General features: G+C 65.6%; 13 protein-coding genes. 10 read left to right on the forward strand and 3 right to left on the reverse strand.

All coding sequences use genetic code 11. The features are described from left to right. Positions 1–2,558 (reverse strand): FHA domain-containing protein (locus tag Y704_RS20910; RefSeq protein WP_035772591.1); only part of this gene is annotated, 2,558 nt, incomplete at its 3' end. A 188-nt stretch (positions 2,559–2,746) separates the two neighbouring features. On the opposite strand from Y704_RS20910, the gene Y704_RS0112050 reads away from it, so the two are divergent. The 6 genes from Y704_RS0112050 to Y704_RS22825 all read left to right on the forward strand — a co-directional run bounded on the left by Y704_RS0112050 (position 2,747) and on the right by Y704_RS22825 (position 10,882). Further along, entirely contained in the window at positions 2,747–4,792 is a 2,046-nt protein-coding gene (locus Y704_RS0112050; RefSeq protein ID WP_051476992.1) for an acyltransferase family protein, read from the forward strand. Positions 4,793–4,903: 111 nt separating this feature from the next. Continuing rightward, positions 4,904–6,091, forward strand: a complete 1,188-nt coding sequence (glf, locus tag Y704_RS0112055) for a UDP-galactopyranose mutase (protein ID WP_026550310.1) — start codon at positions 4,904–4,906, stop codon at positions 6,089–6,091. Further along, complete coding sequence (locus Y704_RS20915) at positions 6,088–8,100, forward strand: glycosyltransferase (protein ID WP_051476993.1); 2,013 nt, start codon at positions 6,088–6,090, stop codon at positions 8,098–8,100. Before glf ends, Y704_RS20915 begins: the two co-directional genes overlap by 4 nt. Positions 8,101–8,146: 46 nt before the next feature. After that, positions 8,147–8,992: an ABC transporter permease gene (locus Y704_RS0112065; protein ID WP_035772605.1), complete on the forward strand. Its 846-nt coding sequence runs from the start codon at positions 8,147–8,149 to the stop codon at positions 8,990–8,992. After that, positions 8,992–9,747 (forward strand): ABC transporter ATP-binding protein, encoded by a 756-nt coding sequence (locus tag Y704_RS0112070; protein ID WP_173401135.1) that lies wholly within the window; start codon positions 8,992–8,994, stop codon positions 9,745–9,747. The genes Y704_RS0112065 and Y704_RS0112070 overlap by 1 nt, the downstream gene beginning before the upstream one ends. 85 nt (positions 9,748–9,832) lie before the next feature. Then, positions 9,833–10,882: an ABC transporter substrate-binding protein gene (locus tag Y704_RS22825; RefSeq protein ID WP_051476994.1), complete on the forward strand. Its 1,050-nt coding sequence runs from the start codon at positions 9,833–9,835 to the stop codon at positions 10,880–10,882. Between the two features lie 116 nt (positions 10,883–10,998). Here Y704_RS22825 and Y704_RS0112080 read toward each other — a convergent pair whose 3' ends face one another. Further along, the gene (locus Y704_RS0112080; protein WP_026550313.1) at positions 10,999–13,059 is read right to left on the reverse strand and encodes a DUF6541 family protein; all 2,061 of its coding nucleotides are present in this window, start codon (positions 13,057–13,059) and stop codon (positions 10,999–11,001) included. A gap of 176 nt (positions 13,060–13,235) precedes the next feature. On the opposite strand from Y704_RS0112080, the gene Y704_RS20925 reads away from it, so the two are divergent. Genes Y704_RS20925 through Y704_RS0112100 form a run of 4 tightly spaced genes read left to right on the forward strand, consistent with a single transcriptional unit; the run spans position 13,236 to position 16,781 of the window. Then, positions 13,236–14,009 carry a glycosyltransferase family 2 protein gene (locus Y704_RS20925; RefSeq protein ID WP_051476995.1) on the forward strand — a complete coding sequence of 258 codons (774 nt, stop codon included), beginning with the start codon at positions 13,236–13,238 and terminating at the stop codon, positions 14,007–14,009. Continuing rightward, positions 14,006–14,413, forward strand: coding sequence for a DUF2304 domain-containing protein (locus tag Y704_RS20930; protein ID WP_081747611.1), 408 nt, complete (start codon positions 14,006–14,008; stop codon positions 14,411–14,413). Before Y704_RS20925 ends, Y704_RS20930 begins: the two co-directional genes overlap by 4 nt. A 1-nt stretch (position 14,414) precedes the next feature. Next, positions 14,415–15,311, forward strand: coding sequence for a glycosyltransferase family 2 protein (locus tag Y704_RS0112095; protein ID WP_026550314.1), 897 nt, complete (start codon positions 14,415–14,417; stop codon positions 15,309–15,311). A gap of 3 nt (positions 15,312–15,314) precedes the next feature. Further along, on the forward strand, positions 15,315–16,781 hold the full coding sequence (locus Y704_RS0112100; protein WP_026550315.1) for a lipopolysaccharide biosynthesis protein: 1,467 nt from the start codon (positions 15,315–15,317) through the stop codon (positions 16,779–16,781). Here Y704_RS0112100 and Y704_RS24555 read toward each other — a convergent pair. After that, a partial coding sequence (locus Y704_RS24555; protein ID WP_035772595.1) for an SGNH hydrolase domain-containing protein occupies positions 16,778–17,370 on the reverse strand: 593 nt, incomplete at its 5' end. The genes Y704_RS0112100 and Y704_RS24555 overlap by 4 nt on opposite strands.

A 17,370-nucleotide genomic window follows, 5' to 3' on the forward strand; every position in this document is an offset into this window, starting at 1 on the left:
CTCGGGTAGCCGCCGGCGGCGCCTGCAGCGGCCACGGCCGTGACCGCCGCCGCCACCGTATCGTCGGCTTCGGCAACGGATCCCGCCGATGCCACCTGTCCGCCGGCAGGATCCAGGCCGGCCGTCTGGTCCGCCGCAAGATGGGCGCTCAGCTCCTCAAGGCCGGAGACGGGCGGGCGGGTACCCCAGTGGGACACTGATGCGGCCTGGAAGAGGCTGGGGGCACCGGACCCCACCCGGATGATGCCGCGCCCGGGGAGGGTGACCGGGATCTTCGCTGCCGCGGGGGAGCCGATGATGTCCTGGGAATCCATGCCGGTCTGAACCCGGAATGCCACAGCACTGGTGATGTTGGCCCGTATATCAGGGGTGATCGCTCCCTGGGGGCGTTGGGTTGCCATCACCAGATGCATCCCCAGGGATCTGCCGAGCGCAGCAACCCTCATGAGTCCCGCAACCGCACCGGGCACGTCATCAGCGAGCATGCGGAACTCGTCGATCACCACGATCAGGCGCGGCAGGGTGCTGAACCCTGCACCCCGGGGAAGCTCGGACACGTCCTGCACGCCGTGCTGTGCCAGGATTGCTTCCCGCCGGCTCAGCTCGGCGCGGAGGGAGACGAGGGACCGGGTGACGGACTCTGTCGAAAGGTCGGAGAGGAACCCGACGGTGTGAGGCAGCCGTGCGAGCTTGCCGAGTCCCGAGCCGCCCTTGAAATCAACCAGCAGGAAGTTGACCCTCACCGGTGAATGGTTGGCCGCGATGCCCAGCAGGAGCGTGCGGAGGAACTCGGATTTTCCGGATCCGGTGGTTCCTGCCACCAGCAGGTGGGGGCCGTCACGGACGAGGTCGAACGACAGGGCGCCCCCGGCGCCGATGCCGATGGAGCAGCCGAGGCCTAACGAGTTCCGCGTTTCCCGCCAGCGGGCCAGCACGGTCGGGGACGCGGGAATTCCATCACCGCGGCCCGCCGGGGCCGCCGTTGCGGGCAGGTGGTCCGGAGCGGGGTGTGCGGGGCCCAGGCCCGTCCCACCGAGTGCGCGGGCCGTTCTGGCAAAGGCCTGCACCCTCACGAGGTCCGGCGTGAAGTGGAGAACTGCCGATCCGCGTGTCAGGACTGCCCCGCCATGCTGAAGGGTCACCACGGCTGCTGCTGTGTCAGGGCAAGGCTGGAAGTAAAGGACGCCTGCCGGGCGGCCGGTTGTGCGCGGAAGTGGCCGGGCCCCGAAGGCGAACACGAGATATCGCGAGCCGCCCTGGAGCAGGAGCTCCAGTTTCCCGGGGTGGGTGACAATTTCGACGCCGGGGAGGAACCGTGCGGCGGACGGCAGGTCGGGGAGCGAGCCCCAACAGAGCACTTGAACCGCTCCCGCGTACCCGAAACTGATCTGCAGCAACAGCAGCTGGGCCAGCCCGGCGAGCTCCGATGGTTCACCCCGGAAGTGCAGCTCCGCCTCCTCCGAGCGGTCAAGCTCTATCCCGACCAGGCAGGGCAACCGCGCCAGGAGGGGTGGTTCCCATCCCGGCGGGCTGCCGCGGACCACGAGGTTCGCGCGCTGGTCCGCAAGCCCCAGCCGCAGGTGTATCCGGGCGGGTGAAGCCGGGTGCGGGACGGCCGGGTGCTTTCCCGTGGCTGCGGAAACGGCGACAGTTCCGGCGTCCGGTACTGCGCGCCGTCGTCGTTCCCCATCTCGCACCGCCGCCCGCCCGACGGCGGCGTCGAAGGCTTTGGAGCGCCGGCGGTGCACCATCAACGGAAGGACTCCGGTGACGGCCGACAGTGCGCTGAAGGCCAGGAAGAACCACATGCCCGTGGTGAGCGCCAGGACCACACCGAGGACCAGCGGAAGGAAGGCGGTGATGAACTGGATCCTCGAGCGCTCCGGCGGAGGAGTGGCATCGACCTCGAGGGGGATATCAGGATCGGGGTCCCCGGAACCAGCGGCCCGGGCAGGACGGCCATCCGACGGGCCGCCGGCGGCTGCGCTGTCGGTCGGAAGACCCAGCAGCGCGATCCTGCAGGTGCTGGATCCGCACGCGATTGTCGACCCGGTGGTGACCGCACTCTCGGTGATCCGTACGCCGTCGACCCGGGTGCCGTTGGCCGAGTCCTGGTCCGAAATGGTGATCCGCTCCTTGCCGACGGACAGGGTGGCGTGGTGCCGGGACAACCCGGGATCACGGATCAGGATGTTGCAGCAACTCCGGCCGATGGTATGCCTGCCGCGTCCCAGGGGGATGAGCCGGCCCGCGTCGGGACCGGTGGAGATGACGAGGACGAGGGAGGGCTCGGAAGTCCCGCCGACGGGCGCCGATGCCCCGGCCACCACCACGGCACCGTTCACCAGCGGAAAGAGCCCGGGGGTCAGTGTATCCAGCGGGAGGCCGCGGACAGTGAGGACAGACGTGCCGGCAAGCATCAGGACGCTTCGGCTGACCTTGGTGCCGGTGTCCAGCAGAGCGGTGTCGAGAACCAGTTCACGGACCGATTGCTCGCCCGGCGGAGCGGTGACCAGCGTCAGATGCAGCGTCGAATGCAGCGTCGAATGCAGCGTCACAACCTGCCTGCCTTTCGTTGACGGGACTGTTCCTGCAGGGTATGGCGCTCCCGGATTGCCGTGGCGCAGGGGGCTCCGTTTGTGAATAACGGCAGCTCGGGTGCAGGGTGCGCCCCCGCTGAAGAATTCCATCGACAGGTTCGACCCGGCGGCTAGAATTGATGCACACAATCAAGCAAAGGCCGAGGATGGCAGTTCCTCAAACAGCTCGGGCAGGCAGAGCCGCCCGGATAGATAGCGTGCTCACCAACGGGTACCGGCCGGAAGTCCAGGGCCTCAGGGCGCTCGCAGTGCTCATGGTCGTGGTCTACCACGTCTGGTTCAACCGGGTATCCGGCGGCGTCGATGTCTTCCTCCTGATCTCCGCCTTCCTCATCAGTACCTCGTTCCTCACCAAGCAGGAAGCAGGCAGGCCCTTCGACCTGACACGGTACTGGCTGCACCTGTTCAAGCGGCTGCTTCCCGCAGCCTCGCTCGTGCTTCTTTCGACGCTGCTCGGTTCGGCGTTCCTCCTGCCGCAGTCCCGCTGGAACGCGGTTCTCGAGCAGACCTGGGCGTCCCTGTTCTATGTCCAGAACCGGGTCCTCGCCGCCGATTCAGTGGATTACTACGCCGTTGATGACAGCCTTTCCAGCCCCCTCCAGCACTTCTGGTCGCTCTCCATCCAGGGCCAGGTCTTTCTCCTGTGGCCGCTGCTCTTCGCCGCCAGCGCTCTCTGCGCAAGGGTTCTCCGGCTGAGCTTTCGGGGAGTGGTCCTGATCGTGTTCAGCATTCTGTTCCTCGCCTCGCTCAGCTGCTCCATCTACGAGACATACGTGAGCCAGGCTTCCGCATACTTCGCCACACGGACGCGCCTGTGGGAGTTCGCCCTCGGGACCCTGCTGGCTCTGCTGCTCCCCTTCCTGCACTTCTCCCGGCGGGTGCGCGTGGCCGCCGGCTGGGTCGGACTGTCGGCGATGCTGAGCGGAGGCTTCCTCCTCGATGTCCAGGGCCGGTTCCCGGGATACCTTGCCCTGTGGCCGCTGATGGCGGCCGTCCTCGTGATCGTCGCCGGCCAGACCGGAAGTCCGATCGGCGTCGATCGATTGCTCTCCTGGACGCCGCTGGTCCGTCTGGGGGATCTGTCGTACTCGCTCTACCTCTGGCACTGGCCCCTCCTGATCTTCCTCCTCGTCTGGAGGGACGCACCTGCCGCCGGTTTCGTCGACGGCCTGGGCATCGTCGGGCTCTCGCTCGGGCTCGCGTACTGCACCACCCGTTGGATCGAACGTCCCGTGCGAAGGATGGAATGGGCGCACAAACGACGACGCCGGGTGTTTGCCGTCATTGCCGCCTGCGTTGTCCTCGTCGGAACTCCAGCCGCCGGTGCGCAGGCCGGGCTCGACCTCCATGTTGCACGGCTTGAAGAGAACGCAGGCCGCAACAATCCCGGCGCGGCCGTCCTCCTGCCGGGCTTCGTGAATCAGGCGGACCCGGGTGCTGCCGTGCTTCCGGCGGCCTGGGCCATGCAGAAGGAATGGGCCGGGCTGCCGGAATCGTGCGACGCCGACGAACAGGCCATGGCTCCCGCGCTTGCCGACAACTGTTCCCGAACGGCCCAGCAAACGTCCGCCGACCGGAGCATCGTCGTGGTGGGCGACTCCCACGCCCAGCAATGGCTCGGAGCGATCGCGCCCCTTGCCGAGGAGAACAACTGGGCGGTCACCGCCCTCCTGCTCGGTGGCTGCGTCTATACAGCCGATGACCGCGGCGACCGGTGCAACAGGTTCAATGAACTGGCTGAGCAGTACCTGCTGGGTGCCGCACCCGATCTCGTCTTCGTGGTGGCAACGAACGCCTCGGCCACGGACCCGCAGGACCAGGCCACGCCCGGGCTCGGGCAGGCAGCCCGGGCCCTCCTCGCCGAGGGGATCGGCGTGGTGGGCATCCGGGACAATCCGCGGTTCGGCATCGACATGCTGCACTGCACCGAGCGCAACGGACCCGACGCCGACGCGTGCTCGCCGCCACGGACGTCGGTGCTGAACGACTCCCCGCCCCTCGGTGAACTCCTGGCCGGTGCGCCGTCGATGGCCTTCCTCGATCTGACGGATCTGGTCTGTCGGCCGGATACGTGCCCGGCGATCGTCGGCAACGTCCGCGTGTATCTCGACGACAACCACCTGACCGAGCGGTACGTCCGAACGATGGTCCCGGCCTTCCGGACCCAGTTCCTTGCGGCCGCCGGGTGGTAGCGCGGGCATCGCCGGGGTTCGGAGGATGCAGGGATCCGTGACGCCCATCGGGTAACCTTGATCGGCAGGCAGTTGCTGTTCAGGCCTGCCCAAAACAACCCAGGAGACTTTGTGAATGTTGACCTCGTCGTCGTAGGTTCGGGCTTTTTCGGACTGACCATCGCGGAACGAGCTGCAACCCAACTGGGGCTTAAAGTCGCAGTACTCGATCGCCGGCACCACATCGGCGGGAACGCCTACAGCGAGAATGAGGCGCAGACCGGCATCGAGGTGCACCGCTACGGGGCGCACCTCTTCCACACCTCCAATGAGCGGGTCTGGGACTATGTCTCGAACTTCACGAAGTTCACGAATTACGTGCACAAGGTCTATACCCGCCACAAGGGCGAGGTCTATCCCATGCCCATCAACCTGGGAACTATCAACCAGTTCTTCCGCTCGGCCTACGGTCCCGACGAAGCACGGGCACTGATCCAGGAGCAGGCCGGCGAGCTGGCCGGGACCGATCCGCAGAACCTGAACGACAAAGGCATCCAGCTGATCGGGCGGCCGCTGTACGAGGCGTTCATCAAGTACTACACGGGTAAGCAGTGGCAGACGGACCCCAGGAACCTGCCCGCCGAGATCATCTCCCGCCTCCCCGTCCGCTACACCTACGACAACCGGTACTTCAACGACAAATACGAGGGACTGCCCGTCGACGGGTACACGGCATGGATCGAGCGGATGGCCGATCACCCGAACATCTCCGTCCAGCTCAACACCGATTTCTTCGACGAGGGCCATCAGTACTCGCGGTCGACGACGCTCGGCCAGGTGCCCGTCGTGTACACCGGACCCGTGGACCGCTACTTCGACTTCGCGGAAGGCGACCTGTCGTGGCGGACGATCGACCTCGAGGAGGAGGTGCTCCCGGTCGAGGATTTCCAGGGCTGCTCCGTCATGAACTACCCGGACGAGGACGCGGCATTCACCCGGATCCACGAGTTCCGGCACTTCCACCCCGAACGGGCGTACACGAAGGACGCCACCGTCATCATGCGCGAGTTCTCCCGCTTCGCCGAGAAAGGCGATGAGCCCTACTATCCGATCAATACTGCCGAAGACCGGGCTAAGCTGCTCGCCTACCGTGACCTGGCCAAGGGCGAGAAATCGGTACTGTTCGGCGGACGGCTGGGAACCTACAAGTACCTGGACATGCACATGGCCATCGGCTCGGCGCTCGGAATGTTCGACAACAAGATCACCCCCCACTTCACCGGCGGAAAAAGCCTCGAAAGCGGGGGAGTGGACGCGTGAGTGCTGCCGCGACCGACACCCTGACCGGCGAGGGGAAGGCCGATCCCGCGTACCGGGTGGTGCAGCGCGTGGTCCTTCCCCTGGACGGCGATACCGATGTGCTGCCGCTCTACGTCGACTTCAACGCAGCAAAGCGCGTCGTCGAGCACACGAAGCGTGCTATCCGGCGTGGTGCACCGAAAGCGCCGGAGCACCTTCCCGAGAGTACGCACCAGAGGTCGGACTTCATCGTCGGCCGCTGGAGCCTGCGGCTCCCCGCGTTCCGGCGGGTCTCCCTGGGGACCTACTTCAACGCGTTTCCCGCGAGCTACTGGCGCAAACACACCGAGGTCCGGTCGGTTCGGCTGACCGTCGAGGTCGACGCCGAAGCAACCGTGATCGTCTACCGCTCAAGCCCGCGCGGTGTCGCCAACCGTGTGGACAGTGCCCACGTCCTCAAGGGCCAGGCAACCTTCGACCTTCCCGTCACGGCTTTCGTCGACGGCGGGTGGTACTGGTTCGATCTGGTGGCGCACGTCGAGAACGTCACCCTGCTCGGCGCGTCATGGGCGGTCGAGAAGTCGAAGGAACTCCAGCGGGGATCCCTGTCGGTGGCCGTGACGACCTTCAACCGGCCCGACTACGCGCTTCGCCACATTTCCACCCTCGCCGACGACGCCGGCGTGATGGAGGTGCTCGACCGCCTGATCATCGTCGACCAGGGCACCGACAGGGTGAGGCTCCAGGAGGGTTATGCCCAGGCCGCGGCGCAGCTGGGCGAAAGGTTCCTCCTGGTCGAGCAGGCGAACATCGGTGGGTCCGGTGGCTTTGCCCGGGGTATGCACGAGACGCTGGAAGCAGGGGACAGCACCTATGTCCTCCTGCTCGACGACGACGTCAGCATCGAGACAGAGGGCATCCTGCGGGCGGTGAATTTTGCTGATTTCACCACCAGGCCCACCATCGTGGGCGGCCACATGTTCAACCTCTACGAGAGGTCGGTCCTCCACACCTACGGAGAGGAAGTCGATCAGAGGCGGTTCTTCTGGGGTCCGGCCGCCAATACGAGGGAGGGCCATGATTTTGCCGCGAGCAACCTCCGGACCACCCCCTGGATGCACCGGCGGGTGGACGTCGATTACAACGGCTGGTGGATGTGCATGATCCCCACCAGCATCGTCCGCGAGGTAGGGCTGGCGCTCCCGGTGTTCATCAAGTGGGATGACGCCGAGTACGGGCTTCGCGCCCAGCTGCACGGCTACCGGACGGTGACATTGCCGGGAGCCGCGGTCTGGCACATGCCGTGGACCGAGAAGGACGACACGATCGACTGGCAGGCCTATTACCACCAGCGCAACCGGTGGGTGGCCACGCTGACGCATTCCGCCCAGCCGAAGGGCGGCAGGATGCCGTTCGAGAGCTTTGCCATCGATGTGCGGCACCTCCTCTCCATGCAGTACTCGGCGGTCGAAGTGCGGTTGAAGGCGCTGGAGGATGTTCTCTCCGGGCCGGACCACCTGCACCGGACCATCGGTACACGGCTTCCCTGGATCCGCGCGACGAGGTCCACCTTCAGCGATGCCCGGATCAAAGCGGACCGCAGTGCCTTTCCCGAGGTCCGGCCCCCGTCCATCCGCAAGGCGGCGGAGGAGCCGGTGGTAGTCGTGGAGTCACTCGTTCGCGCTGCTCTCGGTGCGCTTCGACAGTTGCGTGCGGTCAGCCCGACGGCACAAGCCCATCCCGAGGCGGAGGTACCGGCGATGGATGCCCGGTGGTGGCGCCTGACCGGGCTGGACTCGGCGCTGGTATCAGCATCGGATGGGTCCGGAGCGTCCTGGTACCGGAGGGACAGAAAACAGTTCGTCAGGATGTTGGGCCGCACCATGGCGCTGCACCGCTCGCTGCTCTTCAACTGGAACCGGCTCAGCGCGGAGTACCATGAGGCGCTGCCCCGGTTCACAGGACGCGAGGCGTGGGCCGAGACCTTTGCTGCCGCCTCCGTGTCCCGTGAAGAGCCGGAGGTGGTGTGAATTGGGAGTACTGACTCCCAGCAGTGCGGAACCCGCCGGATCGCTGATGCCCCCGGGAAGGGGACGCGGGCTCCGTGACGTCCTCCGGGACCGCTTCCTGCTCAAGCTGCTCGTCCGTAAGGAAATCCGCGTCCGGTACCGGGGATCCGTTCTCGGCCTGATGTGGTCCTACCTCAAGCCGCTCCTGCAGTTCGCCGTCTACTTCGTAGCGCTGGGGATCTTCCTGAATCTCCAGGGATCCACCCCGAACTATGCCATCTACCTGTTCTCGGGTATCGTCCTCATCAATTTCTTCACCGAGGCCCTCGGCAACGCCACCCGCTCGATCGTCGAGAACCGCGATCTGATCCGCAAGATCTACCTGCCCCGGGAATTGTTTCCCGTTGCCGCGGTGTGGGTCTCGGCGGTGCACTTCTTTCCACAGCTCGTCGTCCTCATGGGTGCCTGCCTGATCGTCGGCTGGGCCCCTTCGGTGCTGCAGATCGCAGCGCTGGTGGTCGCCTTCCTCCTGGTGGCGGTCCTCGCGACCGGACTCGGCCTGTTGTTCGGCGCGGTCAATGTCTATTTCCGCGACTCGGAGAACATCGTCGACATGATCCTGATGATCGTCACCTGGGCTTCTCCCGTCCTGTACGTCTGGAGCATGGTCGAGGATGTGCTCGGCGAATGGTTCTTCCTCTACCAACTGAACCCCATGACCGTCGCGGTCGAACTGTTCCACTGGGTGTTCTGGTACCCCACCCTCGACGCCGCCGAGCTCGCCGCCGCCCCCATGCCGCCCGACCTGTTGACCCTGTGGACTCCGATCGCGCTTGCGCTCACTGTCCTGATCATGTTCCTGGGGCAGATCACCTTCCGCCGGCTTTCAGCCAACTTCGCGCAGGAGCTGTGATGGAGGTGGTCGATGATCCGGCGATCGTCTGCACCACGGTGCAGAAGGAGTTCGTGCTGCGCCACACCCGCTCCCTGAAGGAAGCGCTGATCTGGATCGTCAAGGGACGGAAAGGCGACCTTTCCAAGAAGTTCGACGCCCTGCAGGACGTGTCCTTCACGGTGGCACGCGGTGAGACCGTGGCACTCCTGGGCCTGAATGGGTCAGGAAAATCGACGCTCCTCAAGCTCATCTCCGGCGTCCTGCAGCCGGACAAGGGATCATTGCTGACAAAGGGCCGGATTGCCGGGCTGATCGAGGTGGGAGCAGGATTCCACCACGACCTCAGCGGCAGGGACAACGTCTATCTGAACGGTGCCATTCTCGGCATGTCCGAGAGCACCATCGACGAGATGTTCGACTCCATCGTCGACTTCGCGGAAATCGGGGAGTTCATCGACACCGAGGTGAAGTTCTACTCGTCGGGGATGTACCTGCGGTTGGCGTTCTCCATCGCCGTACACACTGATCCGGAGATCTTCCTGGTCGATGAGATCCTGGCGGTCGGTGATGAACCGTTCCAACGGAAGTGCCTCGCGAAAATCAAGGAACTGGCAGCGGCCGGAAAGACGCTCCTGGTGGTCAGCCACGATCTCGACCTGGTTTCCACCGTCTGCGAGCGGGGGATCCTGCTCGAACATGGACAGCTGATTGCCGACGGTCCGGTGGCCGACGTGGTGTCCGAGCTGCGCCGTCGCTCGCGGGCTGACGAGTAGCAGTGCCGACCCCCGACGCCAACCGGCGGCCCTATGGAAGGACAAAAACGCACACCATGCCGAAGTTCGAGTTGAGGGTTGGATCATGAAGCACCATGTCGGAAGCAACACGGCAGGCGGACCGAGCCGGCGCAGTGTGCTGCTGGGGCTTGCCGGGCTTCCGGTGGTCCTCGCGGCGTGCAGTGCGCCGGACGAGAACGCGGTGCAGGCCGTACCGCCGTCGGCGGAATACCCGGTGACCATCAGGCACATGTTCGGTGAGACGGTGATCGGAGCGGCGCCCCAGCGGATCGCCACGATCGGAGCGTCAAGCGCCGACATCTGCCTCTCGCTGAACGTTGTTCCCGTCGGGATGCCAGGATCCAATGCCACGCCGTGGTTCGTCGCCGAACTCACTACGCTGTCGTCCCCGATGCCGGTCCTGTACCCGGACGAGGTTGATCCCTCGATCCCGCAGGTGGGAAACCTCGAACCGGACCTGATTCTGGCAGTCAACTCCGACCTCACCCAGGCGCAGTATGACGAGCTGACGAGGATCGCTCCGGTGATCGCCGGCCGCGATGGTGCACTCAATACGGACTGGCGGACGTCGGTCGAAATGGTGGCGCAGGCGCTCGGGCAGCAGCAGGGGGGAGTCGACCTGGAACAGGAAACCACGATGTACATGGCGGAGTCGGTGTCCGATTACCCCGACCTTCCCGGCACGACGTTCCTCTTCGTGGGCCTTTCTCCAGCACTTGGCGCGGATTTCGAGCTGTATGGGGAAGAATCCAACCCCGTCCGCATCCTCGAGGATTTCGGGCTTGTACCTGGCGCGCTGGCCGGCAGTGCGGAGGCCGCGGCGCTGCTGATCGACGACGGGACGGGGCCGGTTACCTTTCAATGGCCCCGGAACCGGGGCTCCGAACTGGATTCCGACATCGTCATCGCCTCGATCGAGCGATCCCAGCGGGAGGAACTCGACGAGCTGGAGCTCCTTGCCGATGTTCCGGCAGAGGCTCGGGGATCGGTAGCCTACGCCACACGGGACGAATACACCGCGGCCCTGGAAACCGGATCTCCCCTCGGGATCCGCTGGATCGGCAGGAACTTCATTCCGGAGCTGGCGAGAGCCGCATACTACGCGGGCACGTAGCAGGGTAGGCACGCCGGAAAGCCGGGTGCGGGCCCTCGAGGGTTGTGCTGCGGCCGGCAGCTGACTAGCTTAGCTGGCGGCCCGTCAGGCCCGGCGGATGAGTAGCCGGCGGTTCTTCAGCTGCACGCGGTCATCCGGAAGAGTCTCGCCTGGCCCTCCTCGGCTACGAGTTCGACGCCCGGGGCGGTCTCGTCGACCAGATCGCGTAACCCGATGAAGGGTTCCTCTCCCGGGACGATTTCCTGACCACCGAAGTCCAGCGCCCAATAGGCGCGGAGTTCATCGACGGCGGGGCAGACCGCCGTGTTGTACGCAGCTTCTCCCCAGTGATCGAGGAGCGTCTGTTCCATCGGTGTGCGCTCACCGAAGATGTGCGGCGCGATGGTCTCCCTCGAGGAGAACGCATAGACCAGCGAACCGCCGTTGCGGGGATTGGCCACGATGACATCATCCTCCGGCACATAGTCGTCCACAGTTTCCAGCAGTGCTATCTCGTCCGCCGTCAGCAGTGGCGACCCCTCCGTGGTGGCGAATACTTCGCGCATCCTGTCCTGCACGCCGGAGAGCGTCCCGCCCTGGGTTCCGAATCCCAAGAGGAGAACCAGGGCGAGGGGCACCACATTCTGCAGGCCCTGCGGGAGGAGCCGGGCAGCGCGCCCGATCACGGAGGGCCACCGGCGCGCGGTGGGATCAGCAGGCCGGGAGCCTAGTTTGTACAGAGCCCGCGCACGCCAGGCGAGCCACTCCGCACCGAGGACGATGAGGGGCAGCGTGACCACAGGAAGCAGCGCAGCGAGGCGGAAGCTGTCGTTGTACCAGACGCCGGTGAGGAACGTGCGGAACGCGCCGAGGCTCCAGCTGGACACCACCATGTACAGGAGTCCGCCGACGCCGTACATCGCCGCGACCCACCAGTACGTCCGCAGCTGACGGGCGACCACGTACAGGCCGATCACCGTCAGGACGAGGAGGGTCCAGGCGGTCGTCGCCCCCATGGGGGCGCTTCCGAGAATCTCGCCGATGGCCCTGGCGTTGGACTGGAACGGGGTCCAGGGGGCGAAGGCCAGGCTGGGCCTGACCGCTATCCAGGCGAGCACCACCACCAGGACATAGGCTGCAGTGAAGGCGAGCCAGAAGTACACCGACCGCCTGCTTCCGGACCCTTCCCGGGCACTCAGCCACGACCGGACGAGCCGCGCGACAACAACCGGGCCACCGAATCCCAACAGGGCGACGGCCGTGCTCGGGTGTGACAGGCCCAGGCCGGGGAGCGTGGCGGCCAGGGCGACGGCGGCGGGCCACGGCGAGAGCGGGCGAGCCCTGGACATGCCCAACGCTTCGATGAGCAATCCGAGCACCACCGGAAGCAGGGCGATCGCGGCATGGTTGGGATACAGCACGCCGAAGGCGACCATGAGGTAGGGGAATCCGCTGAAACCTGCGCAGAGGACGCCCGCGCACAGCAGTGGGATTGGGCGGTAGCCGATAATGCGGCTGATGAGGAAGATGCACGAGAGGGGCCAGATGACCGCGCCCGTGACGATCGTTCCCACGTTGACCACTGCCATGACCGAGGGGGCACCCAGCATCAGGACGAGCGCCATGGAATCGTGCATGGCCGCGGGATAGAGAGCCTGCGAGGCGTCCGTGAGGTTGCCGAGCGTCAGCGTCGACCCATTCTGCGTCTCCGCGATGTGACGGATCGCATTGAGGTGGTAGACGTTGTCGAACGTCTGGGAGAAGTTCTCAGGTGACCCGAAGGCCGAGATGTAGCGCCTCGCGATGATGATCGCCGGAAAGACCAGGGCAATGGGCACGGCGAGCGCGGCAATCCACCGCGGATAGTCCTGGTCGAGCAGGCGGCCGTTGCCACCGAGCGCGGCCCGCGGCGCAGCGGGACCGTCGCCCGCCGGACGGCGGCGCAGGAGAAGGATCCGGACAAGGAGCGTTACTGCCGCGGCGAGAACGCTGAAGACGAAGTAGGTCACCGGTGTGAACGGAAGACCGGCGTACGGCAGGACGATGGCCAGGCACGCTGAGATCGACGTCGACACAGGCGCTGACAATGCGATCAGGTTGAGCCGGCGCACACCTGCCGCCGCGAGGATGATCAGACCCGGAGCGAAGAAAACCAGTAGGGTCGCCGCGAGGGTAGGGATGGTTTCCCACCAGCTCATAAATTCAATCTCCTCCAGTCGCACGCCCGCCGTACCCGGCGCATCGCCCGGTCGAAACCGGGCGTCCGCTCAGGGCCGGAAGCATCCTGCGAACTTGAGCTCGCCTTCGGTCACTTGGCCACGTCACCCCACGCCAGAGTAAGAAGGCCGGGGGTGTATTGCTATGATTGCACATCATGGGCAACTCAACGCGTTCGGGCGTTCTCATCGTCATGCCAGCGTGGAACGAAGCTGAGGCCATCGGAAATACCATCCGTGAGGTTCGAAGGATTGCGTCCCACCACGACATTCTGGTGGTGGACGACGGTTCCAAGGACCAGACGGCATGGATCGCGCGGCAGGCGGGGGCGACGGTCCTCAAACTGCCGTTCAACCTCGGCGTCGGCGGTGCGATGCGGACCGGTTTCAAGTACGCCATCCGCAACGGCTATTCCGCCGTGGTGCAGGTGGACTCGGACGGTCAGCACGACCCGCATGACATCGACCGGGTCGTCGCGGGACTGAGCCACGCGGACATCTCTATCGGTGCCCGCTTCGCGGGCAGGGGCAGCTACGATGCGAAGGGCCCGCGGCGCTGGGCGATGTCTTTTCTTGCGCAGGTGATCTCCATGGTCGCCGGAACCCGGCTCACGGATGTCACGTCCGGTTTCCGTGCGGCCAATGAGCGCGCACTCCACCAGTACATTGAGCATTTCCCTACTGAATATCTCGGAGACACGATCGATTCGCTGGTGGTTGCCATCAAGTCAGGCTGCACCGTCACCCAGGTGCCGGTGGAGATGAAAGCCCGGCAGGCAGGAACTCCGAGCCAGAGCCCGTGGAAAGCGACGCTGTACCTCGCGAGGTCCGGGCTGGTGCTGTGCTTCGCGCTTGCCCGAAGAAAATCGCCCCGCGAGCACCTCGTGCCGTCGTCCGGCGACATCGCCGGAGAAGGAAGTGTCCAGGCATGAGCGTTGCGTTCTCCCTCATCTCGTCGATCCTGATGGTTGTGGTTGTGCTGCTGATGCTGCGCAACGGCAAGCTGCGGGAAAAATACGCGATCCTTTGGCTCGTCATCGGCGGCCTGACGATCATCCTCGGATTCTTCCCGCGGCTCCTCGACTGGGCGGCATCGCTCGTCGGGGTGATCGTTCCGTCCAACCTGCTGTTCGCCCTGTCCATCCTCCTGCTTGTCGGAGTCAGCCTCCACGTCTCGCGTGAGCTGACGATCCTCGAGGATGAAACGCGCATCCTCGCCGAAGAGGTTTCCATCCTCCGCACGGCGATCGAGCAACTCCAGCACGACCCCGTGGCAGCTCCCCGCGCCACCCGCGTGATCCCCCAAGACCTGAGCCACCCATCGAAGGAAGAATGACGTGACGATTGATGTAATGCTGCCCTACTACGGTGATGTGGCGATGATGAAAGCCGCCGTCGATTCGGTGCTCTCCCAGACCGACCGGGATTTTCGACTGACGATCGTCGACGACCGCTACCCGGACGAGTCGCTTCCCGCCTACTTCGCGGGCCTCACCGCTGACGACAGCCGTGTTCGCTACTTCCGCAACGAGCAGAATCTCGGCGCCAACGGGAACTACCGCAAGTGCCTCTCGCTGATCGAACACGAGTACGTCGTCATCATGGGTGCTGATGACATCATGCTTCCGAACTATCTCGAGACCGTCTGCCGCGGATTCACCGACCCGGCAGTGAGCATCGTGCAGCCGGGTGTCGAGGTCATCGACGAGAACGGATCGGTGTACCGGCCGCTCGGCGACAAGGTCAAGGATTACCTCCGACGGCGCGCCGTCGGAGACAGCAGCGATGCTGTCCTCGCCGGGGAAGCCGTTGCCAAAAGCCTCATCACCGGTGACTGGCTCTACTTCCCCTCGGTCGCGTGGCGGTCGGACGCCATCCGGAAGCACAGCTTCCGCGAGCAGTACGACGTCGTGCAGGATCTCGCCCTGGCGATGGACATCGTCATGGACGGCGGCAGGATGATGGTCCTGAACACCGTGTGCTTTCGGTACCGGCGCCATCGCGAATCGGATTCCTCAGTGCGGGCGCTCGATGGCCGGCGCTTTGCCGAGGAGCGGGCCTTCTTCGATGAGTGCGTTCGTGACTTCCAGCAGCTCGGCTGGCAGAAAGCGGCGCGGGCAGCCCGCCTTCATGCCTCGTCACGGCTCCATGCCCTGACGCTGGCGCCGAAAGTGATCGACAAGCGGATGTGGAGCGGGCTGCAGAAGCTTGCGACCCATGCGGTCAAACCGTAGAGCGTGACTGACCGGCACGATGCCCCCGAACGGAGGATAGCGGGACGGCGGTCCGCCCTCCTGTATCTGTTCGGATCCCTTCTTCAGGGGCTTGGGCTGATCCTGATCCAGCCGTTCGCCGTCCGGTTGCTCAGCGAGTTCGAGTGGGGCCTCGTGGCGACGTCGATCGTCCTGATCCAGGTCGTCGTCGTCCTGCTGTCGGCGGGGCTGCCGCTCGCGATCACCCAATTGTGGTTCGACCAGGACGACGGCCGGAACCGCGCACGCGCGATGTACGGTTTCCTGGCGATCGCGTGCCTGGCAATCGGTGGTGCCCTCGCCGTCGGCGCCGGCGTCGTTGGTCGGAATGATGCGGTCGGAACGCCGTGGACGATTGTGCTGGCGATGCTCATCATCGGATTACTCGGCACGGTGCTGGGTGCGCAGGCAGTGCTGCGGGCCCAGGACCGCCCGGTGGCCTTCGTGGTGCTCAGCGTGTGCTCGTCGGTCGTTGCAAATCTGGCGGGGTTGGGTGCGATACTCGTCGTCGGCGAGACAGCGCTGGTGTACATCGTTGCCTACGGAGCCGCCGTCGTGTTGTCCGTCGTCGTCGCCCTGTTCCTGGTGCGGCCGCGCCTGCCGTGGAAGGTATCCGGGATGACCCGCGCGTCGCTCACGATCGCGGCCCCCCTGCTGCCGCATACGGGCGCCCTGATGCTCCTCACGCAGGGTGCCGTGCTCCTGCTGGCGCAGCTCTCGGGGGCGTCCGAGGCCGGCCGGTACGGCGCGGTGCTCATCTTCGCGCTCGGTCCGTTGACCATCCTCAATGCGCTCAACAACTCATGGTCGACCCGCATCATGTCGGCGGATTCCCGGGAGTTGCACGGGAGCATCCGGGCAGTTGCCGGCGAAGCCGCGGTCTCTGCGCTGCTCGTCGGCCTGCTGGCCTCCTCTGCTGCCAACATCGGTGCCCATGTGCTGACGACGGATCCCGGATCACTGGTCCATGTCGCCCAGATACTGCCCACGGTGTCGCTGGGCTATGCGCTGTTCCTCGTCGCCGGCAATGTCCTGTACGTGGTCCATCGGACGCGGCTCATGGCGTTCGCCACGCCCGCGGTCCTGCTGGTGACCACTTCCCTTGCGATCCTTCCCGCAGCCGCGCCCACCCTGACCCTGCTGGCTGCAGTGCATGGTGCCGGGTTCGCCGTGCTCGGCGCAACGTACCTGCTCGCGGTCCGCCGGTACACACCGTCGGATGCGTGGCCTTCCTCGGCTTTCCTCTACTGCGCAGCAGGCCACGTGCTCTTCGTGGTCCTGATCCGCCTTGCGCCGGTGACTCTCCTGTGGGGAGCGGTCGAGCTGATCGCCGTACTCTCGGTCATCGGCACCGCAGCCCTTTTCTGGCTCCGGCGCAGGCCCCGCACCTCCACCGCCGGGCAGGCGGCCGCGAGCAACGATCCGCGGACCGCGGATCAGGTCGGGGACTAGCCCGCCCTGGCTGCTTCGAATCTCTCCGAAAACAGCGGGACGAGGGAACGGACGTAGCTTCGGGCCACGTGGTCGGTGTCGAAGAACACGTGGAGGCCTCCGATTGCGGCGTAGCACTTGTCGTCGGGGCAGAACCGGTCGGAGAGGTCGATCACCTTGACTCCCGGATCATCCATGGCGTGGGCGGCCGCTACGAGGGGGTCCGCGGGGAGGGCATCCGCCCTGTCTGTCGCACAGGCCAGGGGCCTGTTGCTGTTCAATGCGAGGCAATCCGGGGTGGAGCGATCCAGGGTGAGGGGTGTATCCCGGATGATGAAGACCTGCGTACCGTTCGCCGTCCACGGTCCCACCCGGTCGCGGAAGGCCTCCCCGTACTGTTCCACCTGTGACCGGCCAGTGCCGTCGTCGATCGTTTCGCCCGCTGCGAAGGTTGCGAGGAAAACGGTGTCCGGCCGTTCGGAGAGGATCCGGTCGGAGACCGCGCCGCTCCATTCCAGGCAGCGCTCCTGAAAGCCGGGGTCCGACGTCCGCACCCCCATGAAAGCAACCCGCCTCACATCGACCAGCGGGCATCCGCCCTGCAGGCTCG

It is taken from the genome of Arthrobacter sp. Br18, assembly GCF_000520555.1.
GTDB lineage: Bacteria > Actinomycetota > Actinomycetes > Actinomycetales > Micrococcaceae > Arthrobacter_D.